Annotated in this window: 25 protein-coding genes; 9 read left to right on the forward strand and 16 right to left on the reverse strand. The window is 58.9% G+C overall.

Going from position 1 to position 21,212, the window contains the following annotated elements; all coding sequences use genetic code 11:
* Positions 1 to 65: 65 nt before the first annotated feature.
* Together A3C3_RS0104170 and A3C3_RS0104175 are read right to left on the reverse strand one after the other, a co-directional pair.
* Positions 66 to 425: a nuclear transport factor 2 family protein gene (locus tag A3C3_RS0104170; protein WP_022713359.1), complete on the reverse strand. Its 360-nt coding sequence runs from the start codon at positions 423 to 425 to the stop codon at positions 66 to 68.
* A 120-nt stretch (positions 426 to 545) separates the two neighbouring features.
* On the reverse strand, positions 546 to 1,046 hold the full coding sequence (locus A3C3_RS0104175; RefSeq protein WP_022713360.1) for a YciE/YciF ferroxidase family protein: 501 nt from the start codon (positions 1,044 to 1,046) through the stop codon (positions 546 to 548).
* A gap of 154 nt (positions 1,047 to 1,200) precedes the next feature.
* On the opposite strand from A3C3_RS0104175, the gene A3C3_RS0104180 reads away from it, so the two are divergent.
* Positions 1,201 to 1,818 (forward strand): hypothetical protein, encoded by a 618-nt coding sequence (locus tag A3C3_RS0104180; RefSeq protein WP_022713361.1) that lies wholly within the window; start codon positions 1,201 to 1,203, stop codon positions 1,816 to 1,818.
* Here the strand turns inward: A3C3_RS0104180 and A3C3_RS0104185 are convergent.
* Both A3C3_RS0104185 and A3C3_RS0104190 read right to left on the reverse strand, forming a co-directional pair.
* Entirely contained in the window at positions 1,808 to 2,251 is a 444-nt protein-coding gene (locus A3C3_RS0104185) for a GNAT family N-acetyltransferase (protein WP_022713362.1), read from the reverse strand. The two genes, A3C3_RS0104180 and A3C3_RS0104185, sit on opposite strands and share 11 nt — an antisense overlap.
* Positions 2,252 to 2,260: 9 nt before the next feature.
* The gene (locus A3C3_RS0104190; protein ID WP_022713363.1) at positions 2,261 to 3,208 is read right to left on the reverse strand and encodes an aldo/keto reductase; all 948 of its coding nucleotides are present in this window, start codon (positions 3,206 to 3,208) and stop codon (positions 2,261 to 2,263) included.
* 180 nt (positions 3,209 to 3,388) lie between these two features.
* Between A3C3_RS0104190 and A3C3_RS0104200 the strand changes: the two genes are divergently transcribed.
* Positions 3,389 to 4,375: a Gfo/Idh/MocA family protein gene (locus A3C3_RS0104200; protein ID WP_022713365.1), complete on the forward strand. Its 987-nt coding sequence runs from the start codon at positions 3,389 to 3,391 to the stop codon at positions 4,373 to 4,375.
* Here the strand turns inward: A3C3_RS0104200 and A3C3_RS0104205 are convergent, their stop codons facing one another.
* Genes A3C3_RS0104205 through A3C3_RS37660 form a run of 4 tightly spaced genes read right to left on the reverse strand, consistent with a single transcriptional unit; the run spans position 4,376 to position 6,870 of the window.
* Entirely contained in the window at positions 4,376 to 4,768 is a 393-nt protein-coding gene (locus tag A3C3_RS0104205; protein WP_022713366.1) for a hypothetical protein, read from the reverse strand.
* The gene (locus tag A3C3_RS0104210; protein WP_028739396.1) at positions 4,761 to 5,123 is read right to left on the reverse strand and encodes a DMT family transporter; all 363 of its coding nucleotides are present in this window, start codon (positions 5,121 to 5,123) and stop codon (positions 4,761 to 4,763) included. The genes A3C3_RS0104205 and A3C3_RS0104210 overlap by 8 nt, the downstream gene beginning before the upstream one ends.
* Before the next feature lie 11 nt (positions 5,124 to 5,134).
* On the reverse strand, positions 5,135 to 5,839 hold the full coding sequence (locus A3C3_RS0104215; protein WP_022713368.1) for a class I SAM-dependent methyltransferase: 705 nt from the start codon (positions 5,837 to 5,839) through the stop codon (positions 5,135 to 5,137).
* Between the two features lie 29 nt (positions 5,840 to 5,868).
* Positions 5,869 to 6,870, reverse strand: coding sequence for a glycosyltransferase (locus tag A3C3_RS37660; RefSeq protein WP_051154433.1), 1,002 nt, complete (start codon positions 6,868 to 6,870; stop codon positions 5,869 to 5,871).
* A gap of 233 nt (positions 6,871 to 7,103) precedes the next feature.
* Between A3C3_RS37660 and A3C3_RS0104225 the strand changes: the two genes are divergently transcribed.
* Genes A3C3_RS0104225 through A3C3_RS0104235 form a run of 3 tightly spaced genes read left to right on the forward strand, consistent with a single transcriptional unit; the run spans position 7,104 to position 11,116 of the window.
* Positions 7,104 to 8,882 carry a hypothetical protein gene (locus A3C3_RS0104225; protein ID WP_233450703.1) on the forward strand — a complete coding sequence of 593 codons (1,779 nt, stop codon included), beginning with the start codon at positions 7,104 to 7,106 and terminating at the stop codon, positions 8,880 to 8,882.
* Between the two features lie 54 nt (positions 8,883 to 8,936).
* Positions 8,937 to 10,517 (forward strand): exodeoxyribonuclease VII large subunit, encoded by a 1,581-nt coding sequence (gene xseA, locus A3C3_RS0104230; RefSeq protein ID WP_022713371.1) that lies wholly within the window; start codon positions 8,937 to 8,939, stop codon positions 10,515 to 10,517.
* Positions 10,518 to 10,525: 8 nt separating this feature from the next.
* Positions 10,526 to 11,116 carry an NAD(P)H-dependent oxidoreductase gene (locus A3C3_RS0104235; RefSeq protein ID WP_022713372.1) on the forward strand — a complete coding sequence of 197 codons (591 nt, stop codon included), beginning with the start codon at positions 10,526 to 10,528 and terminating at the stop codon, positions 11,114 to 11,116.
* Here the strand turns inward: A3C3_RS0104235 and A3C3_RS0104240 are convergent, their stop codons facing one another.
* Positions 11,117 to 11,599 carry a MarR family winged helix-turn-helix transcriptional regulator gene (locus A3C3_RS0104240; RefSeq protein ID WP_022713373.1) on the reverse strand — a complete coding sequence of 161 codons (483 nt, stop codon included), beginning with the start codon at positions 11,597 to 11,599 and terminating at the stop codon, positions 11,117 to 11,119.
* 100 nt (positions 11,600 to 11,699) lie between these two features.
* Here A3C3_RS0104240 and A3C3_RS0104245 point away from each other — a divergent pair, with 100 nt between their 5' ends.
* Positions 11,700 to 12,611: an EamA family transporter gene (locus tag A3C3_RS0104245; protein WP_022713374.1), complete on the forward strand. Its 912-nt coding sequence runs from the start codon at positions 11,700 to 11,702 to the stop codon at positions 12,609 to 12,611.
* Here the strand turns inward: A3C3_RS0104245 and A3C3_RS0104250 are convergent.
* The 3 genes from A3C3_RS0104250 to A3C3_RS0104260 all read right to left on the reverse strand — a co-directional run bounded on the left by A3C3_RS0104250 (position 12,559) and on the right by A3C3_RS0104260 (position 15,039).
* Positions 12,559 to 13,812: an aminopeptidase gene (locus A3C3_RS0104250; protein WP_022713375.1), complete on the reverse strand. Its 1,254-nt coding sequence runs from the start codon at positions 13,810 to 13,812 to the stop codon at positions 12,559 to 12,561. The two genes, A3C3_RS0104245 and A3C3_RS0104250, sit on opposite strands and share 53 nt — an antisense overlap.
* Before the next feature lie 112 nt (positions 13,813 to 13,924).
* On the reverse strand, positions 13,925 to 14,602 hold the full coding sequence (locus A3C3_RS0104255; RefSeq protein ID WP_022713376.1) for a glutathione S-transferase family protein: 678 nt from the start codon (positions 14,600 to 14,602) through the stop codon (positions 13,925 to 13,927).
* A gap of 11 nt (positions 14,603 to 14,613) precedes the next feature.
* Positions 14,614 to 15,039: a DoxX family protein gene (locus A3C3_RS0104260; RefSeq protein WP_022713377.1), complete on the reverse strand. Its 426-nt coding sequence runs from the start codon at positions 15,037 to 15,039 to the stop codon at positions 14,614 to 14,616.
* A gap of 81 nt (positions 15,040 to 15,120) precedes the next feature.
* Here A3C3_RS0104260 and A3C3_RS0104265 point away from each other — a divergent pair, with 81 nt between their 5' ends.
* Positions 15,121 to 15,561 (forward strand): MarR family winged helix-turn-helix transcriptional regulator, encoded by a 441-nt coding sequence (locus A3C3_RS0104265; protein WP_022713378.1) that lies wholly within the window; start codon positions 15,121 to 15,123, stop codon positions 15,559 to 15,561.
* On the opposite strand, the gene ybaK is transcribed toward A3C3_RS0104265, so the two are convergent.
* The 3 genes from ybaK to A3C3_RS0104280 are packed head-to-tail and all read right to left on the reverse strand — an operon-like array spanning position 15,558 to position 17,446.
* Positions 15,558 to 16,031: a Cys-tRNA(Pro) deacylase gene (ybaK, locus tag A3C3_RS0104270; protein WP_022713379.1), complete on the reverse strand. Its 474-nt coding sequence runs from the start codon at positions 16,029 to 16,031 to the stop codon at positions 15,558 to 15,560. The genes A3C3_RS0104265 and ybaK overlap by 4 nt on opposite strands.
* A gap of 1 nt (position 16,032) precedes the next feature.
* Positions 16,033 to 16,383, reverse strand: a complete 351-nt coding sequence (locus A3C3_RS0104275; protein ID WP_022713380.1) for an ArsC family reductase — start codon at positions 16,381 to 16,383, stop codon at positions 16,033 to 16,035.
* A gap of 1 nt (position 16,384) precedes the next feature.
* Positions 16,385 to 17,446 carry a M14 family metallopeptidase gene (locus tag A3C3_RS0104280; protein WP_022713381.1) on the reverse strand — a complete coding sequence of 354 codons (1,062 nt, stop codon included), beginning with the start codon at positions 17,444 to 17,446 and terminating at the stop codon, positions 16,385 to 16,387.
* A 496-nt stretch (positions 17,447 to 17,942) separates the two neighbouring features.
* Between A3C3_RS0104280 and A3C3_RS0104285 the strand changes: the two genes are divergently transcribed.
* Together A3C3_RS0104285 and A3C3_RS0104290 are read left to right on the forward strand one after the other, a co-directional pair.
* A complete protein-coding gene (locus tag A3C3_RS0104285) occupies positions 17,943 to 18,506 on the forward strand; it encodes a methylated-DNA--[protein]-cysteine S-methyltransferase (protein ID WP_022713382.1) in 564 nt (187 codons plus the stop codon).
* A gap of 561 nt (positions 18,507 to 19,067) precedes the next feature.
* A complete protein-coding gene (locus tag A3C3_RS0104290) occupies positions 19,068 to 19,493 on the forward strand; it encodes a DUF2958 domain-containing protein (RefSeq protein WP_022713383.1) in 426 nt (141 codons plus the stop codon).
* 87 nt (positions 19,494 to 19,580) lie between these two features.
* Here the strand turns inward: A3C3_RS0104290 and guaA are convergent, their stop codons facing one another.
* Entirely contained in the window at positions 19,581 to 21,143 is a 1,563-nt protein-coding gene (gene guaA / locus A3C3_RS0104295; protein WP_022713384.1) for a glutamine-hydrolyzing GMP synthase, read from the reverse strand.
* Positions 21,144 to 21,212: the final 69 nt, after the last annotated feature.

A 21,212-nucleotide genomic window follows, 5' to 3' on the forward strand; every position in this document is an offset into this window, starting at 1 on the left:
AAAGCCTACGATGGGCAGTCCGGGCCGGCGGCTGCGCCGGCCTGAAGCATTGAAAGCTGCCCCGCCTAGGAATGCAGGTAATAGAGCTTGTTGACGATGGTCCATCGACCGTCGATCTTCAGCATCGACAGATAGTCGGTAAAGCGCATCCCGGCGAATTCGTCAGTCACCTTGGCCATCGCGGCATCGCCTGCGACATCGATCATTGTTATATCCATATACGGTTGCGTTCCGGGCGGAGCGGCGCCTTCGGCGGTGATCGCAGCGATGAATTCGTCGCGCGTCAACCATTCAACCGCATGTTCATAGTGACCGATGACTGTGCTTTGGGGATGGAAGGCCTTTCGCAATGCGGCTTCGTTGGCAAAGGTCATGCCTTCGACGTAGAGATGGACGACTGCTTCGATTGCCTGCTGTTCGGACATATCTTGCACCCTCCGTATCGGCGCCATGATAAGCTGAAAGATTTAGAGGCAGGCGGTCCTTTGGCAAGCCACGCCAAGTCTGGAGCAGCCGGCACGACCGGCTGCACCAGGGGATCGTCGTCAAGCTGCGCGGGCGGCTTTCTGGTTTGCGGCGGTGACGGCGAGTTTCGTGAGCAACTTGTCAGTTGCGGCTTCTTCCTGCAGGGTCTGGTCCAGCAGCACAACGGCGTCTTTGTAGCCGAGGTTCTGCGCCCAGGTCTTCAGTGTGCCGTAACGGGCGATCTCGTAGTGCTCCACGGCCTGCGCCGCAGAGATCAGGCCGGCGTCGACCGCAGCCGTCCCCTTGAATTCCTCCATGATCTCTTCGCCTTCAGCGATGATGCCCTGAATTGCTTCGCAGGTCTTGCCCTGAGCACGTTTGCCGGCAATCTCGAACACCTGCTGCAGGCGTTCTACATGGGCTTCGGTTTCTTCCTTGTGCTTTTCGAAACCCGCCTTCAGATCGGCGGACTGAGCAGCGCGGGACATCTTCGGCAGGGCGCGCAGAATCTGCCGCTCGGCGAAGTAGATATCCTTCAGAGTGTCGTAGTAGAGATCCTCAAGTGTCTTTCCCTTGGCCATTTCTTCGATCCTTGTTCTCGTTTTTGGAGTCACGCAGTCGTGAACCCTTAGAGAAGCGACCTGATTGGAAATTGTTCCGCTGGATCCCGCGATTTCCGGGTGGGAATAGCCGGATGACGGGATAGGTTCGTGCCGGCGGATGGAGGAGAGACGCATGAAAAAGCCTGGGTCGATGAAATCGCTCGAGGATATGGGCCGGGCGCGGCTTTCGAAGAATTTCTTCCTCCGCGATTTCCTGCATTCCGAGATCGCCGATTTCTATCGCATTCCAAATATTCCAGACGACCCGGATCTTGCAATTGAGGCGGGTAGACGGCTTTGCAAGGAACTGCTCGAGCCGCTTCAGGCAACGTTCGGCAGGCTGCACATCCGCTCGGGCTACCGTTCTGCCGCCGTCAATGAATTTGGAAACAAAAACAAGCTCAATTGCTCGACCAATGCCTCGAGTGCGGCGGACCATATCTGGGACATGCGCGATTTTGATGGCTGCATGGGGGCGACGGCCTGTGTCGTCGTACCCTGGATGATCGATACTTATCGTGATGAGGAAGATTGGCAGAAGCTCGCGTGGTGGATCCACGATCATCTGCCCTATGCATCGCTCTGCTTCTTTCCAAGGCTATGGGCCTTTAATATCCAATGGCACGAGCGGCCAAAGCGTGCGATCCAGAGCTACGTGCGGCCGCGCGGAACTCTCACCAAGCCCGGCATGGCGAATTGGCAAGGCGATCATTCGAAATTCTACGAGGGTTTTCCCCCGTTCAGAAACTGATGCGATAGCGGATGTGTCCGTCGCTTTCGACATAGCTGTCGTAGAGCGCACGCGCCGTCTTGTTCTGTTCGTTGGTGTGCCAGTAAAGGCGTGACCAGCCGTGCTGCTTGCAGAGCAAAACCAGGTCATCCAAAAGCGCCCGGCCGACCCCTTTGCCGCGGGCACCGGGGTCGACGAACAGGTCTTCGAGATAGCAGTCCTTGCCGCGAATCCATGTGCCTTCATGCGTCAGTGATAGGGAGAAGCCCATCACCTCTCCGTCGACTTCCGCAACGCGCATGAAGATTGCTGACGCCGGATCGAAAACCCGGCGCCACGTAGAATCGGTAATGTCGCCATCGACCGTGACTTCATAAAAGGCGAGGTAATCCTTCCAGAGTTCGCGCCAGCGCGCTTCGTCTTCCGGTCTCGCATCGCGGATCGTCACGGTCATGTCATCCCCTCAGGCGCCTGCCCTGTCGAGCAGTCTCATTGCTTCGTCAGAAAGCTCAAGCTTCGCTGCCTTCACCAGGCTATCGAGCTGTGAGGTGCTGGTAGCACTGGCGATCGGTGCCGTCACGCCTTTCTTGTTGAGCAGCCAGGCGAGCGAGATCTCGGCAGGTTTCGCGCCCGTCTCGGCGGAAATCTGATCGAGTGCGGCGAGAATGCACATGCCCTTATCATCGAGATATTTCGCGACCCGATCTTTGCGGGCGCTGCCCTGCGTATCGGCCTTGCTGCGGTACTTACCGGAGAGAAAGCCGGCTGCGAGGCTGAAATAGGTGATGACACCGATATCTTCCTTCACGCAAAGGTCGGCAAGCTGGCCTTCAAAGCTCGATCGCTCATAAAGATTATATTCGGGTTGCAGCACATCGTAGCGAGGAACGCCAGCCTTCTCGGCGGCATCGAAGGATGCCTGAAGCTGGCCGGCATCGAGATTGGAGCAGCCGATCGCTCGGATTTTGCCCTGCTGCTTCAGCTTGGCGAAGGCTCCGAGCGTTTCTTCATAGGGGGTATTTTCGTCGGGCCAGTGGGAGAGGTAGAGGTCGATGTAATCCGTCTGCAGGCGGCGGAGCGAATCCTCCACGGCCTTGAGGATATATTGCTCTTTCAGCGTCTTGCCTTGGCCCATGTCGGAGCCGACCTTGGTGATGATGACCGCCCCGTCGCGGGAGACCTTTCCGTTCTTCAGCCACTTGCCGATGATCGCCTCTGAATCGCCGCCTTTGTTGCCGGGCACCCAGGATGAATAGACGTCGGCCGTGTCGATGGTATTGAGACCCGCGTAGAAGAATGCATCGAGAATATCAAAAGACGTTTTCTCGTCGGCCGTCCATCCGAAGACATTGCCGCCGAAGACGATAGGCGAGATTGAAAGACCTGTTTTTCCGAGCCGGCGCATTTCCATGGCGCTATCCTAAATTGCTGATTTGATTGAAAGTACGGATGCGGCAGAGCGTCGCCGGGAGTAAACTAGCGCAGGTTCCGGCAGAGGAAAACCAAACTTTCGTGATTTGCGCGCACGCCATTGCGTCGCCCGCCACCCCTGAATAAGGTTGCACCCATTCAAGCTCTGGGAGGCTAAGCCATGCTCCGTTTCGGTATCATTTCGACGGCAAAAATTGGCCGTGAACTCGTCGTTCCGGCCATTCAGGACGCGGAAAACTGCGTCGTCACCGCGATTGCCAGCCGCGACCTGAAAAAGGCGCGCGAGATGGCCGACCGCTTTTCCGTGCCGCATGCCTTCGGCTCCTATGAGGAGATGCTCGCCTCCGACGTGATCGACGCCGTCTACATTCCGCTGCCGACGTCGCAGCATGTCGAATGGACCATCAAGGCGGCAGACGCCGGCAAGCACGTCCTTTGCGAAAAACCGATCGCGCTCAATGCCGGCGAGATCGACAGCCTCATTGCTGCGCGTGATCGCAGCAAAGTCCTGATTACCGAAGCCTATATGGTGACCTACGCGCCGGTCTGGCGAAAGGTCCGCTCGCTGATCGCCGACGGCGCGATCGGCAAGCTTCGCCATGTCCAAGGTGCCTTCACCTATTTCAATCGCGATCCCGGCAACATGCGCAACATTCCCGCACTTGGCGGCGGCGGCCTGCCCGATATCGGCGTCTATCCGACCATCAGCACGCGCTTTTCGACGGGCAAGGAACCACTGCGCATCCAGGCCGTCACCGAACGTGATCCGGAATTCGGCACCGATATCTATTCGAGCGTGAAGGCCGACTTCGGCGATTTCGAGCTGAGCTTCTACATCTCCACCCAGATGGCAAACCGCCAGGTCATGGTGTTCCACGGCACGGAAGGCTACATCGAGGTGAAATCGCCTTTCAACGCCGACCGCTGGGGGCCGGAGGAACTGGAACTCGCCAACCGCAACCACAACGAGTCGACCATCTTCCGCTTCCAGGACAGCCGCCAATACAAATGTGAAGCAGAAGCTTTCGCCCGCGCTGCCAAGGGCGAGAAGGAAGAGGTCGTCACGCTCGAAAGCTCGAAGCTGAACCAAAAGGTGATCGACGCGATCTACCGCGCGAGCGAGAAGGACGCCTGGGAGCCTGTTTGATTATTCGCGAAATGCGAAGCGTATGCAGCCGAAAATTGCAAAGCACAGTGTAGAGACGGAGGCAAGAACCATCGCCGCCAACGGCTGCAGAGACGGCAGTACCGTTATGAGCGTGGCGTAGAGACCATAATTCAAGATCGCCGCAATCAGCAGGATGGCGACGATACCGGCGCGGCCGACCGACGGCCGGCCGCCCCTCGTGAGATCGATGCGTCGCAGCATAGCGAGCATAATGCCAAGGATAGCAACAAGGCTCACCGCACGCGTCAAAAGCGGGCCTTGCATCACCTTCAGCAGCAAATGGAAGAGTAGCGTTTCGGCCGCCAATCCAAGCAGCGACAATGCGGCAAAGCGCAGAAGCGACCCGCTTCGACTGAAAGAGGCGTCAGCCATTAATCGCGAGCATGCCAGCAATGATGAAAGCCGCGCCAATGGCGTAGCGAACAGTAAGGGCTTCCCCAAGAAAGACCTGCGCCAGCAAAGGCACGAAACAGAAGGTCAATCCCATAAAGGAGTAAGCAATCGTCAGCGGGACGGCTTTCAGGACGTAAATCCAGATAATCGTTCCGAGCCCGTAAAGGAGTAGCGCTGCAAGCAACACCGGATTGAGAAGCAGAGCAAGGATATTGCGGACACTGAGCTCGCCGGTGGCCGCGCTCGCCAGCTTGAACAGCACCTGGCCCGAGGCAATCAGCAGCGGCGTGCCGATAAGCCCAATCCATGTTGCGGTCGAGAAAGTGGAAAGCATCGAACCGTCCTTCAATCCGCTGCACCTCTCTCTTCCGAATAGAAGATGTCGCGACCGATATCCTCGCAGACAAAGTTTGAAGGCACCGGGTGGACAGCTCTCAGGAAGGAGTGCGTATAAGGGAAGAAGTTGAAGTGCGGATTGAACGTGTAGCGGTATTCGCGTTCCCTCGGCACAACGATGATTAGGCGGCGTTTTGCAATCCGGCGCAGTTCCGCAATCGCTTGCCGGTAGTCGAGAATATGCTCGATCACATGCGTGCAGATGACCGTGTCGAATTCCGCATCTGCAAAGGGGAGGTTTTCGACCTTGGCGGCGACATATTCGATGCCAGGCAGCCGTGATGCGTCTTCAATCACGAAGTCCACGCCTGTGAGGCGGTTGAGCCCAGGATGCGTCGCCTGGATGCTGCGGAGCAGCGCACCCGTGCCGCAACCGATATCGCAGACGTTTTCTCCCGCGATCGATCCGAGGATGCGGTTGATGCAGGCCGCAGAATTGTCCGTGCCTTCGTGAACACGGGGATGCTTGCGGTAAAGCTCGGCATATTCCTCTGCCGAAAGAAACGGTGCTCGCTCGCGAAATTTCGCCAAGTGCGTGATATGGTCGCCCCAGACGCGCCGCGCAGCCCAGCGAAACGCACCGGAATCACGGACAAACGGCGGCAGGACATCTTCCAGCACGAAACGAATACGGTTTGTGGTTTCTCTGTTCATGGAAAGGGCTCACCTTTGAGCGGAAGCAACTATGCGATGCGCGTGGTCCTGCCACCGTGCCCGGTTTCAATGGACTTTTCCGGCGTAAGACCCTGGCTCGGCGCGGCGACGTTGAGGTAATGAATGCGAAGCTGCTCGGCACGCGAGCGTGCGACGGAATCAAGGATCAGACCCGCGGTGAAGACCATGAAGGAGATCATCATCAGCGCCATGGAGAGAACCCATGTCGGCATGCGGTTGACAAGCCCGGTCTCGAAGTACTCCGCCAGCACAGGTGCCATGAAAGCCATGCTCGACAGCATGAAGCACGCGCTGATGAGGCCGAAGAAGGCAAAGGGCCGCGTTTCCTTCATCAGCATGGCGAACATCCAGAGAATCTTGCCGCCGTCCTTCAAGGTCGAGAGTTTCGAGTGCGAACCTTCCGGGCGGCGGCCGTAATCGAGTTCCAGCTCGGCGACCGGCAGCTTGAGCCGAGAGGCGTGGACAGACATTTCGGTCTCGATCTCGAAACCGGCGGAAACGGCCGGGAAGCTCTTGACGAAACGGCGCGAGAAGGCCCGGTAGCCTGAGAAAATATCGGTGAAGTCCGGACCGAAGATCGTGCGGTAGAGAATGTTGAAGATGCGGTTGCCGAAAGCATGTCCGTTGCGCCCCGCATCGGAATGAACGCCGCGCCGCGTTCCGACCACCATGTCGGCGCGTTCGGTCAGCAGCGTGCGGATCAGCTCTTCGCCGTCTTCCGGCGCATAAGTGCCGTCGCCATCTGCCATCAGATAGATGTCGGCGTCGATATCGGCGAACATGCGGCGCACGACATGGCCCTTGCCCTGGCGCCGTTCGCGCGCGACAGCGCCACCGGCCAGCATTGCATGGAGCGCGGTGCCGTCTGTCGAATTGTTGTCGTAGACATGAATCTGTGCTTGCGGCAGCGCCGCTTTGAAGCCGCGGACGACTGCACCGATCGTGGCCGCTTCGTTGTAGCACGGAAGCAGCACAGCGATGTTTAGGGTTTTGGTCTGCGATCGTGTCATGATGCCACTCGCCATTCACAATTGGCGCGCAGTCTAAAACACGCAGCGTTAATAAGACCCTATAACGCGGGAAAAATCGGCAGCCATTCGGACGCTTTACACTTTCTTGATCTGCAAAAGCTAAAGTTCGCGCAGCTTAGGACGGGACAGCAGGAATGGCGAACGTCGCAGGAATGACCGGCAATTCAGCTTCTAAATCTTCGCCGCCTATCGTGTCGCTTGCCGCTATCTGCATGCTTCTCACGCGTCTGTGGCCGTCGGTGTCGCTTTATAGCGCGGTGCTGATCGCGAGCATTTTGCCGGTGAAGCTGATCGGGACGAAAGACTATGTCGGTCCGGACAATGACGACGGCATGCGGCTCGTCGAAGTAAGGGATTTTCTTTCCGGGCAGAGCTGGTTCGATTTGACGCAATACCGGCTGGGCGTTGATGGCACGCCGATGCACTGGTCGCGGCTGATCGATTTGCCGATCGCAGGGCTCATCAAGTTCTTCGGCTTGTTTCTGGCGGGCGAGCAGGCCGAGGCCGTGGCGCTCGCGATCTGGCCCGTCTCACTCGTTATCCCCCTCATGCTTGCGATGGCGATTGCGGGCCGCCGCATCGGCGGCGTGCCTGCCATGCATATCTGTCTGGTGATGACCGCACTAGGCGTATGGACCAGCAACCGTTTCGTGCCGGGTGCGATCGATCATCACAACGTGCAGATCGGGCTTGTCGCGTTGATGACGGCCATGCTTCTCGATGAGGAGCATCGGGCCTGGAGCTATATCGTTGCAGGCTTGATGGCGGCACTGGCGATGGCCATTGGGGTCGAGACCACACCTTTTGTCGCATCGGTTTGCCTTGTCGTCGCACTTCATTGGGCTTGGGTGGGGGAAGCCTTTCAGAAGGCTGCCAAAGCATTCGGGCTGACGCTCACGCTGGCCGTCAGTATTCTGTTCTTCTCGACCATGCCGCCCCGCCTATATTCGACGGTAACCTGCGATAATTTTTCGCTTGGTTTTTACAGCCTCGCTGCGATCGGCGGTGGGATGCTTTCCGTTGCGGCTGTTTTCGCAAGCCGTACGTCGAGAATAGGCCGCTTCGCTGCACTCGGTGGTATCGGCATCGCTGTTGCAGCTTCCGCCATGGTGATCGCGCCCCAATGCCTGCATAATCCGCTTGACGATCTCGACCCAATGATCGTTGAGCTGTGGCTGAACAATATTTCAGAAGCACGCTCCATTCTCGATATGATCCGCGATGAGCCTTTCGGCATCGGTGCCTTTTACGCAGCCGGTCTTTTGGGCATTGCTGTCAGCGCATTCCGAATCCTCTATCGCGACAGGGTGCGGATTCACGCCATCCTGCTTTTCCTGCTCGTCCTCTGCTGGGCCATCGGCCTCATGCAGGTGCGCGGGGCACCCTTTGCAAACCTGATCGCTATCCTGCCGCTCGCGCTGCTGATTATCGACATCCGCCGTATATCGAACAGCGATCGCGAAAATGTCGCTGTCGCATTCTGTTACATCATGCTGGTGCTTGCCAGCGTACCTGCTGTTTGGGCCGTTGCTGGAGGCTTCATTGAGCTGCAGAGGCAAACGGAGGAAGACAAGAACGAAGCGAAAGACGAGGAAAACAAGCCTTCGTGTATCTCAAGAGAGGCTCTTGCGCCGCTGAATGCGATGCCTGTCGGCATGGTGGCGGCCTCATCTGAACTCGGCGTGCCGATCCTCCGCTTTACGAGCCAGCATGTTCTGACCGCACCTTATCATCGCAATCCCCGGGGTATGCTGACCGAAATGCATATCGGCCTCTCGGAACCGAAGGATGCAGAGGCCTTCCTGAGGGGGGCGGACGTTCATGTTTTGGCTTTCTGTCCCGACGACTATCCGACGATGCAGTTCGCAAAACTGAAGCCGGAGGGTCTTTATTCTCAATTGGCGAAGGGCAATGTGCCGTCCTACCTCCAACCGCTTCCCAAGGCTGCGGGCGTTGGGGTGCAGTTCTTTGTCTTCAAACCGGAAAATTGAGCGCTAACCCGATGCTCTACTGATCTTTCCCTCCGCTTTCGCTAGAAAGGAAAGATGAGCAATGTCTTCGACACCGATTCGCCCACCAACCTGACTGAATATTCGGTCTCCGAACTTTCGGGATCGATCAAGCGCACGGTCGAAACCGCTTTCGACCAGGTCCGGGTGCGTGGCGAAATTTCCGGCTATCGCGGCCCGCATTCATCGGGGCATGCCTATTTCTCGCTGAAGGACGATCGCGCGCGTATCGACGCCGTCATCTGGAAAGGCACGTTCTCGCGGCTAAGGTTCCGGCCGGAAGAAGGCATGGAGGTGATCGCCACCGGCAAGGTGACGACCTTCCCTGGCTCGTCGAAGTACCAGATCGTCATTGAAACGCTGGAGCCCGCGGGTGCGGGCGCGCTGATGGCATTGATCGAGGAGCGCAAGCGCAGGCTTGGTGCTGAGGGTCTTTTTGACGCGGCGCGCAAGAGGCGGCTGCCGTTCATGCCGAGGGTCATCGGCGTCGTCACGTCGCCAACGGGCGCCGTTATTCGCGATATCCTGCACCGCATTTCCGATCGTTTTCCAGTCCATGTCATCGTCTGGCCCGTCAAGGTGCAGGGCGATGGTTCCGGCGAGGAGGTGGCCAATGCCATTCGCGGTTTCAACGGCTTCCAGCCCGGCGGCGAAATGCCGAGGCCTGATGTGCTGATCGTCGCGCGCGGCGGCGGCAGCCTGGAAGATCTGTGGAGCTTCAATGACGAGATTGTCGTGCGCGCCGCTGCTGAAAGTGAAGTTCCGCTTATCTCGGCGGTTGGCCACGAAACTGACTGGACGCTGATCGACTATGCGGCCGATGTGCGCGCGCCGACGCCGACGGGGGCTGCGGAAATGGCCGTTCCCGTCAAAGCCGAACTGGACGCCCAGGTCTCTGCGCTTTCGGCCCGTCTGCAAGGCTGTATGAGCCGGCAGATGGATCACAGGCGGCAGTCCGTTCGGGCGTTGATGCGAGCGCTTCCGTCGCTCGATCAGTTGCTGGCACTGCCGCGCCGGCGCTTTGATGAAGCGGCCGCAGGCCTCGGCCGCGGGCTGGAGCTCAACACCATCAACAAGCGTCGGAGTTTCGAGCGCACCGCATCGCATCTGAGGCCGGACGTTCTTTCGAACCGCATTGCCGAGCGCCGCCAGATGCTTGCCGAGCGGATGACGCGCGCCGAGCGCACGGTGGAGCGACTGATCGATCGCTCCAGGTCCCGTGTCGGGAGGGCCGATGCCGTCTTTGCGTCCTTGCCGACGCGACTGGAGACGCAGACGGCACGCATGGGCGACCATCTGGCAAACCTGTCCCGTCACGCCGATACCGCTGTCCGCCATCAGTTGACACGGGCAAGGGGCGAGCTTTCGGCACAGGACCGCGTATTGCAGTCGCTCTCCTACAAGAACGTTCTGAACCGCGGTTATGCAGTCATCCGCGACGATGAGAACCGGCCGGTATCGCAGGCCGCGGCCCTTTCGGCCGGCGTGGGCATTTCGATCGAGTTTGCCGACGGCCGCGTCGGCGCCGTGACAACGGAAGGCGGTGCGCCACCGAGGAAACGGTTGGCGAGGCCTGACGAGCCGACCATGCCGCCGAAGCAGGGTAGCCTGTTCTAGGAGGACCGATGCGTATCCTGCTCGTGCTCGCCCATCCGCTTAACGAGAGTTTTGCCGCCTCTGTTGCAAAGACTGCGCGTGAAGCTCTGGCAGAAGCTGGTCATGCGGTTGATCTGCTCGATCTCTACGCCGAGGATTTCGAGCCTCGCCTCACGAAGGCCGAGCGCGGCGGCTACTTCGACATTCCCTATGATACCTCCGGCGTCTCAAAGATTGTGGAGCGGTTGAAGGCGGCCGATGGCTTGATCCTCGTTTTTCCGCAATGGTGGTTCAATTTTCCGGCGATCCTCAAGGGGTTCTTCGATCGGGTCTTCGCGCCCGGTGTCGCCTTCTCGCATGATACGGCCGGCGGGCGGATCGTTCCGCAGCTGACAAATATCAAACTGCTTTGGGCTCTGACGACGACGGGCTCGCCGTGGTGGCTGGTTCATCTCTACATGGGCGATCCGGTGCGCCGGCTACTGAAGCGCGGCATTGCGAATTTCTGCTCCAAGGGCCTCAATTTTCGAATGCTCAGCCTGCACGACATGGACCGCGCGACCGCCGCCAAACGCCAAGCTCATCTTGATCGCGTGCGCAAGGCGCTGAGCGCGATCTGACTATTCGAATTTCGCGAGGAACTTGCGCAGCAGCGCATCGAGCGCTGCCTTGTCTTCATCGCTGAGGTTTTCGATAAGCCGCTGCTGGTTGGCGACATGGGCACCGACCGCGGTCTCGACGGCCGCAAAACCATTCTCTGTCAATGCGATCAGCACGCTTCGCCGGTCGTCGGGGTTGAGTACGCGTTCGACGAAACCTGCTTTCTCGAGCTGGTCGATGCGGTTGGTCATCGTACCGGAGCTCACCATCGTCATCGCCAGCAGATCTCCAGGCGAGAGGCGATAGGGTTCTCCGGAACGCCGAAGCGTTGCCAGCACGTCGAAGGCGGATGACGAGAGCCCGTGCTGCAGCAGGACTTGCTCTACCTCGCGTCCGAGATGTGTCGTCAGCCGTTTCAGGCGCCCCAGGATACCCATGGCTTCGATATCGAGGTCCGGCCGCTCGCGTTGCCATTGGGACATGATTTTATCGACGCGGTCCATTGTTTCCTCATCCAACGATAGACAAGCGATAGCACGATATGTCTTGACGTCAAGATAAATGCTCCTATGTTGAATTTATCTTGAAATAGAGATTCTTGATATGAAGAAAAATAGCACATATGCAGCCGATGTCCTGACGACGGCAATTGCGCCCGCCATCTGGGGCAGCACCTATTTCGTGACGACCGCATTCCTGCCTGCCGGCTATCCGCTGACTGTTGCAATGCTGCGCTCTTTGCCTGCCGGTCTCCTCTTGCTCGCCACGATCCGTCGCTTGCCGTTTGGTATCTGGTGGGGCAGGGTCTTCATCCTCGGCGCGCTGAATTTTTCGTTCTTCTGGGCAATGCTTTTCGTTTCGGCTTACCGACTTCCAGGCGGTGTCGCCGCGACGGTCGGGGCTATTCAGCCTCTGATCGTTATCGCTTTATCGCGCCTCTTTCTTGGTCGGCCGATCAAGCTTCTCGCCGTCTTTGCCGGTTTGGCCGGAATGGCTGGCGTCGCCCTGCTGGTGTTAACACCCAAGGCTGCGCTCGATCCGGTTGGCGTTGCGGCCGGTCTCGCGGGCGCCGTATCAATGGCTTTCGGCACGGTGCTGACGCGCCGTTGGACGCCGCCGGTTTCGAACCTCGCCTTCACGGCATGGCAACTGACGGCTGGTGGGCTTTTGCTCGTGCCAGTCGCGCTGATGTTCGAGCCGGTTCTTCCTATGCCGACAACCGCAAACGTGCTGGGCATGGCCTATCTCGGACTGATTGGCGCGGCATTCACCTATGTCGTATGGCTCCGCGGCCTGTCGAAGATCGAGCCAGCGGCGGCCGCGTCGCTTGGCTTTTTGAGCCCGCTCGTGGCGACGTTTCTCGGTTGGCTGGCGCTTGGCCAGAGCTTGACGCCCGTGCAGCTCTTCGGTTTCCTGCTTGTGTTGGCGAGCGTCTGGATCAGCCAGAGAGCAATGGCGCCCGTCAGGCCCATTCTCCCTGCCGCATCACCGGAACCCGCGAGCCGTCCGGCTTGATGCCGTCGATATCCACTTTGTCGGAACCGATCATCCAATCGATATGGATAAGGCTGGAATTTCCGCCCTGCGCCTTGATCTGGTCCTGGCTGAGCTTTGCGCCGTCGAGGAAGCACTTCGAGTAGCATTGTCCGAGCGCGATATGGCACGAGGCGTTTTCATCAAAAAGCGTATTGTAGAACAGGATACCGCTCGCCGAGATCGGTGAGGAATGCGGCACGAGCGCCACTTCGCCGAGGCGGCGCGCGCCGTCGTCGGTATCGAGCACCTTGTTCAATACCTCCGCGCCACGCGAAGCCTTGGCCTCGACAATCCGGCCTTCTTCGAAACGAACCTGGATGTTGTCTATCAGCGTGCCCTGATGGGAGAGCGGCTTGGTGCTTGAGACATGGCCCTCGACGCGCAGCGCGTGCGGCGTCGTGAAGACCTCTTCCGTCGGGATATTCGGGTTGCAGGTAACGCCGTTCTTGGCGACGGAGGCGCCGCCATGCCACTCATGACCGTCGGCAAGGCCAACGGTCAGGTCGGTACCCGGTCCCTTGAAATGCAGTGCTGCGAAGCGCTGACCATTCAGCCAGGATGAGCGCGCGGCAAGGTTCGTATTGTGCTCCCTCCAGGCTGAGACCGGATCGTCGAGATCGACGCGCGAGGCGGCAAAGATTGCCTTTGCCAGTTTCGCGACCGCAATCGGCTCTGGATCGTCGGCAAACACGACCTTCGCCCAGGAGGGATTCGGATAGGCAACGATGTTCCAATTAATGTCGAAGTTCGAGATCTTTTCGAGCGCTGGTTTGTAGGCAGTGGAATTCGCCCGGTTCGCGCGGCCGACCTTGCCGGGATCCTGTTCGGAAAGCAGCATCGGATTGTCCCCGGCAATTGCAAGACGTGCCGCACCGTTTTGATATGCCTTTGCCATACCTTCGTAGAGCCAGCCGGAGGCACGGTCGAAGCCCTCGTCGCTGCCGTATTGATAGCGGGCAAGCGTCGTTTCTTCGTCGGAGTAGAAAGTCGTAACAAGCCCCGCGCCGGCCATGTAGGCGTGATTGGTGATCAAGCGAACCAGCGGCATTGCGACAATCGGCGCGGTCATCACCAGATCCTGACCCCTTTGAAGCTGCAGGCCGACCCTGACGGCGACCTCGGCGAGCTTTTCCAGCTTGATCGGATCGACGGAATTCTGACTCTGGGGCATGAACGTCATGGCCGGCTACGTCCTGAAATCTTCTCTCTGAAGATGCCAGACTTAGACCCCTTTACGGCGAAAATGAAGCTCGCCGGCGTGAAAATGCAGGGCGGCAAGAGACTGCCCGATCTTAAGCAGCCGCCTGTTCAAGCAATGCCGACTGATGTTTCTGAAGGAACGCGATGAGACGCTCGTGATAATCGGTAGCGGCGGCTTGCCTAACACTCGGCCGCTGCACAAGCGTGCTTCGCCAACGCTTCACCTTTTCCAGGCCATCAAAGATGTGGCTGTCGCTGATTGTGTCGAAGACATCGAAATATCGGAAGATCGGTGCGAAGACGGCATCCACGAGGCTGAAGCTCTTCCCGACGAAAAGTGGTCCGCCGGAAAGCTCGGTTTCGATGATAAGGAATTTCGATGCAAGGACCGTTCGTTTGGTCTCCAGCACCTGTCGGTCGCTAGTGGTTTCATACATCCACAGATCGGCCAGGATGGACGAGCCGAACTCCATCCATCCGCGATGCCGGGCACGTGTCAGGGCATCTTGCGGATGAAGCCTCGGCCCGGGTTGCGTTTCGTCGATGTATTCGCATATTGCCGCACTTTCGAAGAGGACGACTTGCCGCCCGTCTTCCTCGATCAGCAGAAGCGGAACCTTGCCGAGCGGAGAAATCTTCAAAAACCAGTCCGGCTTGTCATCGAGATCGATGAAAACGCGCTCGAAGGCCGCACCCTTCTCACCAAGCGCAATCGCAGCGCGCTGCACATAAGGGCACAGGTGGTGCGAGATGAGGGTAAGCTTTTGCATGACATATTCCCTTAATTGGCTTTTGCAGGTGCAAGCGGTTGTGAAGGGCGAAGCGCGAAGGCGCCATCTCCGAGCATGGCCTGGGCGATCGAAAGCACGATCAGATAGAGCGGATATTCCCAGCCGCCGCCGGGCGCAGTAAAGACCCAGCCGTTCGCGCCATGCGCCCAGATGATCGCGCCGGCAAGGGCCGGTACGAGCGCCAAGGCGGCGATGCGGCTCTGAATGCCGAGAACCAAGAGCGCCCCGCCGACCGCTTCGGCGGCAAAGGTGAGGTAGGCCAGCCAGCCCGGCAAGCCGATCGACGTAAAATATCCGGCCGTCCCCATCAGTCCGAAGGTCATCAGTTTCAGGACCACGCTGTGGGCGAGGTACATCGTGCCGAGGCTGATCCGCAGCAGGGCGGTTGCATAGAGAATGGATTTATCTGTGTTCATATTCGTCGATTTCCCGATGTTAGATGTAAATGCATATAATTTATCTTGCTCCTTCGTCAAGGTAAATGTAATTGCATCTATATGGCCAAAGAACCTCGATCAGACACAACTACGCAAGCCTGGATCGCCATCATGCGTGCTCAGCAGCGCCTGCTGCGGGCCATCGAGAGCGACCTCAAGAAGGCCGGCCTGCCGCCGCTTGGCTGGTATGACGTGCTCTGGGAGTTGGCGCGCGCGGAGGAAGGCAAACTGCGCCCCTTCGAAATCGAAGAGCGGACGCTGCTTGCGCAATACAATCTCTCGCGGCTGATCGACCGGCTCGAACGCGAGGAGCTCGTCAGCCGCAAGACGTTTGCCGAAGACGGGCGCGGCCGATGGGTTGTCATTACTGAGACCGGCCGGGCGCTTCGCGAACGCATGTGGACCGTTTATTCCAAGGCAATCGAGGTCCACGTCGGCTCGAAGCTGGACGAACCAGCCGCCACGGCGCTCGTGAATCTGCTGGCGCGATTTTCCGCCTAAGCGATGAGCGAGGCAGCTTTTGCATTCAGCGTCGTGAGCGCCTCCTTCGGAGCAAGGCGCACCTGCAGTCCGCGTTGACCTCCGTTCATGTATACCAGAGGCTCAGTGAGCGTGGCCTCCTCCAGCGCCGTCGGAACCAGCTTTTTCTGGCCGAACGGGCTGATGCCGCCGACATGATATCCGGTCAGCCGCTCGGCATCGGCAGGCTTCATCATGTTTGCCGACTTGCCGCCGAAGGCGCTGGCAAGTTTCTTCATGCTGACTTCGCGATCGGAGGGCACGACGACACAGACTGGCTTGCCGTCCACTTCCGCCATCAGCGTCTTCAGCACGCGATGCGGCTCCTCGCCGAGCGCTCCGGCGGCTTGGAGGCCGACGCGTTCCGCATTCGGATCATACTCGTAGCTATGCACCGTGAAACTGACACCGGCTTTGGCAAGAACCTGCGTGGCGCGCGTCGTCTTGGACATTTTACTTTTCGAATTCCGCCCCGTAGCTCTCAGGCTTGAAGCCGATCAACAGCTTGCCGCTTGCGTCCAGAACCGGCCGCTTGATCATCGACGGCTGGTCGAGCATCAGGGCGATCGCCTTTTCCCGCGTGAGGTCATCGCGGTCAGCTTGCGGCAGTTTGCGGAAGGTCGTTCCGGCGCGGTTGAGCACGGTTTCCCATCCGGCTCTGTCGACCCATTGCTCCAGATGGGCGCGATCGATACCCACGGCCTTGTAGTCGTGAAAATCATAGGCAACGCCATGCTCTTCCAGCCAGGCACGCGCCTTCTTCATCGTGTCGCAGTTCTTGATACCGTAAATGATGGCAGTCATTTTAATCCTCGAGGGTTCCGGCTTTGCGCGCCACGCTGCTGGGCTGGCTGCAGGCGATCTTCATCAGGTCCGCGCGCCGGCGTACTAGGCGGTCGGAAACGCGGGTGACGACAAGGCCGGCTTGCGGCGCATGAACTTGGATGCTGCCGTCCGCCATGCCGGGACGCGTGATGATCGTTGCCAGCAGGTCGCCTTCGGCAACCACTTCACCGATGGTGCGATGAAAGAGGACCGTGCCGGATTCCGGCGAGCGGATCATCTCGATATTGTCCAGCGGTACGGCCGGACCGGCGAACATGCTTGGCAATATGCTCTCGTCTCTGATGACCTCGCGTGCTGTGAGGAAGCGCCATAGCCCTTCTGCATCCGCTTTGGCCACATCCGGGTAGACATCGCGTTTGCCGCGAAGTTCCAACGTGACGGAAAGCTTGCCGGGCAGACGGGTGCGCTTCTCGCCAGGCACTTCATATTTCCAGGCAAAGCTGATCGCCTCCTCGAAGGCCGAGCTCTCGCCATCGGAAAGGAGCACCGCGTCCATCGCCAAGGCGGCGGCAAGGTCGCTCGCCTCCGGCCAGAACGCCTCGTCGATATAGGCATATTGCAGGGATTCATCGTCGCAATGCAGATCGAGCACGAGATCGGCGCCAAGCGCCATATGCATCAGCTGCCGCTTGAGCCGGTCGATTGCCGGGTAACGATCGAGACCGTCGATCAGGTTGTCTCGGTCCCGCAGACAAATCAGCGGGAAATCCCGGTTGAAATTGGCCCGCGAGCCGAGATCGAAACGGCCCTGAAGCTCGCCGAAATGCGACTGTGCTGCACCAATCGGATTGGCCTGGGGCACGATTGTGATGTCGCCTGCAATGCTGTCGGCGCTTTCTGCATCACGCAGCCTTCCGCAGAGAAAATGCAGAAGTGCTGTGCCCGGGAGTTCGTCGGCATGGAGCGCCGCCTGGATATAGACCTTCGGTGCGGCCGGGTCGTTGCCCTTGAACCGAAAAACCGGCAGACGCCACTCGATGCCGGGTGTGTCGCCCGGAATGATGATTTCGGAAATACCCACGCTACGTCACTCCGCAAATTCTGCTTAACCGAGCTTTATGCGAGTCCGGCGGGCAAGTGCAAGGCGGCAGATGATGCCCTTCGTTTGCAGCAAGAAGCATTGCGCTATTTTCCTGCTATCCGATGAGTGGCCACTGGCCGATATGCTCATGTTCGCTCGCGCCGGCTGGCGGTCAGGCAAAATTGCAAAATACCGATTGGATTTCCCACTACGGAAACCGCTGCCAGTCGATGGTGGTCGACCGGCTCCTGAATGGTTGAAAGCAAGTTCGAATTTTTTCCGTGCTGGGCAGGGCCATTCAACGGTGTCGCGATCGCCTCCATTCTCTCCCGCAGGGTTCCAAGTTTAGCGAACCGAAGCTAAAACGCACGAACAAAATTGGAACATCTTATCTTGGCCAAGGCTGTGCGAAATGGCAAACTGTTGCAAGAAACGGGTTGAACTCGAGGTCCGGCCGCACGATTTTAGGGTGTAAGTGAAGCACGGAGGCGACGTCATGGCCGGGAAAGCGCACCAATATCTGATCTTCGAAACGGCTGGTGGTTTCTGCGGAATTGCCTGGAACGAGATCGGCATCACACGGTTCCAGCTGCCGACAAAAGCCGCGGACGCGACGGAGCGACTTCTGCTGCGCCGCCTTCCGGCGGCCGAATCGGGTACACCGACGCCTGAGGTTGCCGAGGCGATGGCTGCGGTAAGGCGTTACTTCAACGGCAAAGAAACAGATTTTTCAGGCGTAAAGGTCGATCTTGAGGGGCAGGATGCATTCTTCAAGAGCGTCTATGCTGCTGCGCGCCGCGTCGGCTGGGGCCGAACGACCACCTACGGCGCGTTGGCGAAGGAACTTGGCGCCGGCCCGGAAGCGGCGAAGGACGTGGGTCAGGCGATGGCAAAGAACCCCGTTGCCCTCATCATCCCGTGCCACCGGGTGCTCGCCGCAGGTGGCAAGATCGGCGGGTTTTCGGCGCCGGGCGGCTCGAATTCCAAGCTCAGGATGCTGGAACTGGAAGGCGTCCGACTTGCGCCGCCGCAGCCGGCGCAGCAATCCATGGGATTTTAGTCAGTGGGGATGAATCATTCCCACTCTATTATTTTTTCTGCCCTTTTCCGCCCTTAGCACCCTGTACGGGACCGTCAAAAATCGAGCATTTTGATTTTACTGGGTTTTTTAGGGTATGCCGATCAGAGAAAATTCTGTGAGAGCGCGATGGCGACTTGGATCCGTCAGCGCCCTGAAGCAGATCAACGCCCTGGTCAGCTCCCTATTCGCCTCCCATCAACCTTCAACTTGGTTGATCGATAACGAAATGGAGTTGGCCACAGCGTGCTCACCACTGGAATGGACCAGCGCCGTAGGGTTGTTGTTTGAGGAAGATCAGGAGGATTAGGGGGAAATTGTTGCGCATGTGAGATGCGCAATAATCAGGACCAACTCAGATCATATTCTCCACCATGCCGCAGGATATACGGCGATCCCATAGCAATTATTCATATACGCTTCCTAACACGTCATTTCACGTCATATATGACTATGTGGATTTAACAAGTCTGCTGCGAAGCAGTGACACGGCTTCCAAAGCAACTTCCTCTGGACGTGAGGTGCGGTCATCCGCGCGGCTCCTTGGTCCGCAGGGCCATCCACACTGCGTCCGCTACAGGATCAACGAGCCCGAGCGGGAGGCGGCGTCATGATACGGCGATTTCCCGCACCGAAACCCTGATCCCCGACGATCTGCGCGATCGCCTCGGCCACACCCCCGAGGTTCAGGACGACTTCGATCCGTTCCCCGCCGTGAAGTTGTTCATGCCCGACGCGGCGACGTGGCTGCCGACCGGGACCTTCCCCGAAGGCCCTGACGTAAGACTGTTCGGATTGTGTGACCTTGGGACCGGCAGTACCGAACTCGGCGATGCCATGCTCAGCGAGATCGAGGATGTGCGCGGCAAGCTTGTCCTGCCGGTCGAACGCGATCTGTATTTGAAGGCCGAACACCGGCTCATCACCTACGCGAAGATCGCCCGCCACGCCGGCATGATCGTCACATGAAACCGGTTGTCCGTAGAGAAATTTATTTTTTTCAGATGGTTATGTCGAACAGTGGCGTGATTTCAGCGGCGTTCGGATGGGCCTGAATCATTCCCACTCGATCGTGCCAGGCGGCTTCGAAGTCACGTCGTAAACCACACGGTTGATGCCGCGCACTTCGTTGATAATGCGGGTGGCGGCGCGGCCGAGGAATTCCATGTCATAGTGATAGAAATCCGCCGTCATGCCGTCGACCGAGGTGACGGCGCGAAGCGCGCAGACGAATTCGTAGGTGCGCCCGTCGCCCATGACGCCGACGGTCTGTACCGGAAGCAGGACCGCGAAGGCCTGCCAGATCGCATCATAGAGACCTGCTTTACGAATTTCGTCGAGATAGATGGCATCGGCTTCGCGCAGGATGTCGAGCTTCTCGCGAGTGATGCCGCCTGGGCAGCGAATTGCAAGCCCTGGGCCCGGGAAGGGATGGCGGCCGATGAAGCTATCGGGCAGGCCGATCTCCTTGCCGAGTGCGCGCACTTCGTCCTTGAAGAGTTCACGCAGTGGCTCGACGAGCTGCATGTTCATGCGCTCCGGCAAACCGCCGACATTGTGGTGCGACTTGATGGTAACCGATGGGCCACCGGTGAAGGATACGCTTTCGATCACATCGGGATAGAGAGTGCCCTGGCCCAGGAAATCGGCGCCGCCGAGCTTCTTGGCTTCTTCCTCGAAGGTCTCGATGAACAAGCGCCCGATGATCTTTCGCTTGATCTCCGGATCGCTGACGCCTTCTAGCTCGCCGATGAACCTGTCCGAGGCATCGACATGCAGCAAATGTAGATTGTAATGCTCGCGGAACATTGCGACGACGCTCGCTGCCTCGTCTTTGCGCATCAGGCCATGATCGACCAGGATGCAGGTGAGTTGGTCGCCGACCGCTTCATGAATTAGGAGAGCTGCGACCGAGCTGTCGACGCCGCCGGAAAGCGCGCAAATGACGCGCTTGTCGCCGACCTGCTGGCGGATTTGCTCGACCGCCTTCTGACGATAGGCCGACATCGACCAGTCGCCTTTGATACCGGCGATGTTGTGAATGAAGTTGCCGATAAGCTTCGCGCCATCCGGGGTATGCACGACTTCCGGATGGAACTGTACGCCGTAATATTTGCGCTTTTCGTCGGCGATGAAGGCGTATGGCGCGTTGGAGGAGGTCGCGACGACCTCGAAGCCTTCCGGCAGCGCCGTGACGCGGTCGCCGTGACTCATCCAGACCTGATGGCGCGAACCCTTCGACCATAGTCCTTCGAACAGCGGGCAGTCCTTGTCGACGTCCAGGAAAGCGCGGCCGAATTCGCGGTGATGGCCGCTCTCGACCTTGCCGCCGAGCTGCATGCACATCGTCTGTTGGCCGTAGCAGATACCGAAGACCGGCAGGCCGCTGTCGAAGATGATCTGCGGCGCGCGGGGCGAACCTTGATCGACCGTCGAAGCCGGGCTGCCGGACAGGATTACGGCCTTCGGCTGAAGGCGCTTGAAGCCCTCTTCGGCGGACTGGAAGGGAACGATCTCGCAGTACACACCCGCCTCGCGCACGCGGCGTGCGATCAGCTGGGTCACCTGGCTGCCGAAATCGACGATGAGAACGCTGTCGGGATGTGCTGTCTGGGTCATGGCGAGCCTTTAATGAAAAGCACCCGTCCTGGCAATCCAGGAAATCGGCCGAGCCGGGATTTTATTGTC

It is taken from the genome of Rhizobium mongolense USDA 1844, assembly GCF_000419765.1.
Classification (GTDB): Bacteria; Pseudomonadota; Alphaproteobacteria; order Rhizobiales; family Rhizobiaceae; genus Rhizobium; species Rhizobium mongolense.

Coding starts and splice junctions, on each gene's coding strand:
- A3C3_RS37660 (WP_051154433.1), bottom strand. CDS start 6,870: ATGACACGATCGCAGACCAAAACCCTAAACATCGCTGTGCTGCTTCCG.
- A3C3_RS0104250 (WP_022713375.1), bottom strand. CDS start 13,812: ATGACGTTCATGCCCCAGAGTCAGAATTCCGTCGATCCGATCAAGCTG.
- guaA (WP_022713384.1), bottom strand. CDS start 21,143: ATGACCCAGACAGCACATCCCGACAGCGTTCTCATCGTCGATTTCGGC.
- A3C3_RS0104285 (WP_022713382.1), top strand. CDS start 17,943: ATGGCCGGGAAAGCGCACCAATATCTGATCTTCGAAACGGCTGGTGGT.
- A3C3_RS0104275 (WP_022713380.1), bottom strand. CDS start 16,383: ATGACTGCCATCATTTACGGTATCAAGAACTGCGACACGATGAAGAAG.
- xseA (WP_022713371.1), top strand. CDS start 8,937: ATGAGCAATGTCTTCGACACCGATTCGCCCACCAACCTGACTGAATAT.
- A3C3_RS0104175 (WP_022713360.1), bottom strand. CDS start 1,046: ATGGCCAAGGGAAAGACACTTGAGGATCTCTACTACGACACTCTGAAG.
- A3C3_RS0104200 (WP_022713365.1), top strand. CDS start 3,389: ATGCTCCGTTTCGGTATCATTTCGACGGCAAAAATTGGCCGTGAACTC.
- A3C3_RS0104225 (WP_233450703.1), top strand. CDS start 7,104: ATGCTTCTCACGCGTCTGTGGCCGTCGGTGTCGCTTTATAGCGCGGTG.
- A3C3_RS0104240 (WP_022713373.1), bottom strand. CDS start 11,599: ATGGACCGCGTCGATAAAATCATGTCCCAATGGCAACGCGAGCGGCCG.
- A3C3_RS0104245 (WP_022713374.1), top strand. CDS start 11,700: ATGAAGAAAAATAGCACATATGCAGCCGATGTCCTGACGACGGCAATT.
- A3C3_RS0104180 (WP_022713361.1), top strand. CDS start 1,201: ATGAAAAAGCCTGGGTCGATGAAATCGCTCGAGGATATGGGCCGGGCG.
- A3C3_RS0104255 (WP_022713376.1), bottom strand. CDS start 14,602: ATGCAAAAGCTTACCCTCATCTCGCACCACCTGTGCCCTTATGTGCAG.
- A3C3_RS0104265 (WP_022713378.1), top strand. CDS start 15,121: ATGGCCAAAGAACCTCGATCAGACACAACTACGCAAGCCTGGATCGCC.
- A3C3_RS0104205 (WP_022713366.1), bottom strand. CDS start 4,768: ATGGCTGACGCCTCTTTCAGTCGAAGCGGGTCGCTTCTGCGCTTTGCC.
- A3C3_RS0104170 (WP_022713359.1), bottom strand. CDS start 425: ATGTCCGAACAGCAGGCAATCGAAGCAGTCGTCCATCTCTACGTCGAA.
- A3C3_RS0104190 (WP_022713363.1), bottom strand. CDS start 3,208: ATGGAAATGCGCCGGCTCGGAAAAACAGGTCTTTCAATCTCGCCTATC.
- A3C3_RS0104260 (WP_022713377.1), bottom strand. CDS start 15,039: ATGAACACAGATAAATCCATTCTCTATGCAACCGCCCTGCTGCGGATC.
- A3C3_RS0104210 (WP_028739396.1), bottom strand. CDS start 5,123: ATGCTTTCCACTTTCTCGACCGCAACATGGATTGGGCTTATCGGCACG.
- A3C3_RS0104235 (WP_022713372.1), top strand. CDS start 10,526: ATGCGTATCCTGCTCGTGCTCGCCCATCCGCTTAACGAGAGTTTTGCC.
- A3C3_RS0104215 (WP_022713368.1), bottom strand. CDS start 5,839: ATGAACAGAGAAACCACAAACCGTATTCGTTTCGTGCTGGAAGATGTC.
- ybaK (WP_022713379.1), bottom strand. CDS start 16,031: ATGTCCAAGACGACGCGCGCCACGCAGGTTCTTGCCAAAGCCGGTGTC.
- A3C3_RS0104185 (WP_022713362.1), bottom strand. CDS start 2,251: ATGACCGTGACGATCCGCGATGCGAGACCGGAAGACGAAGCGCGCTGG.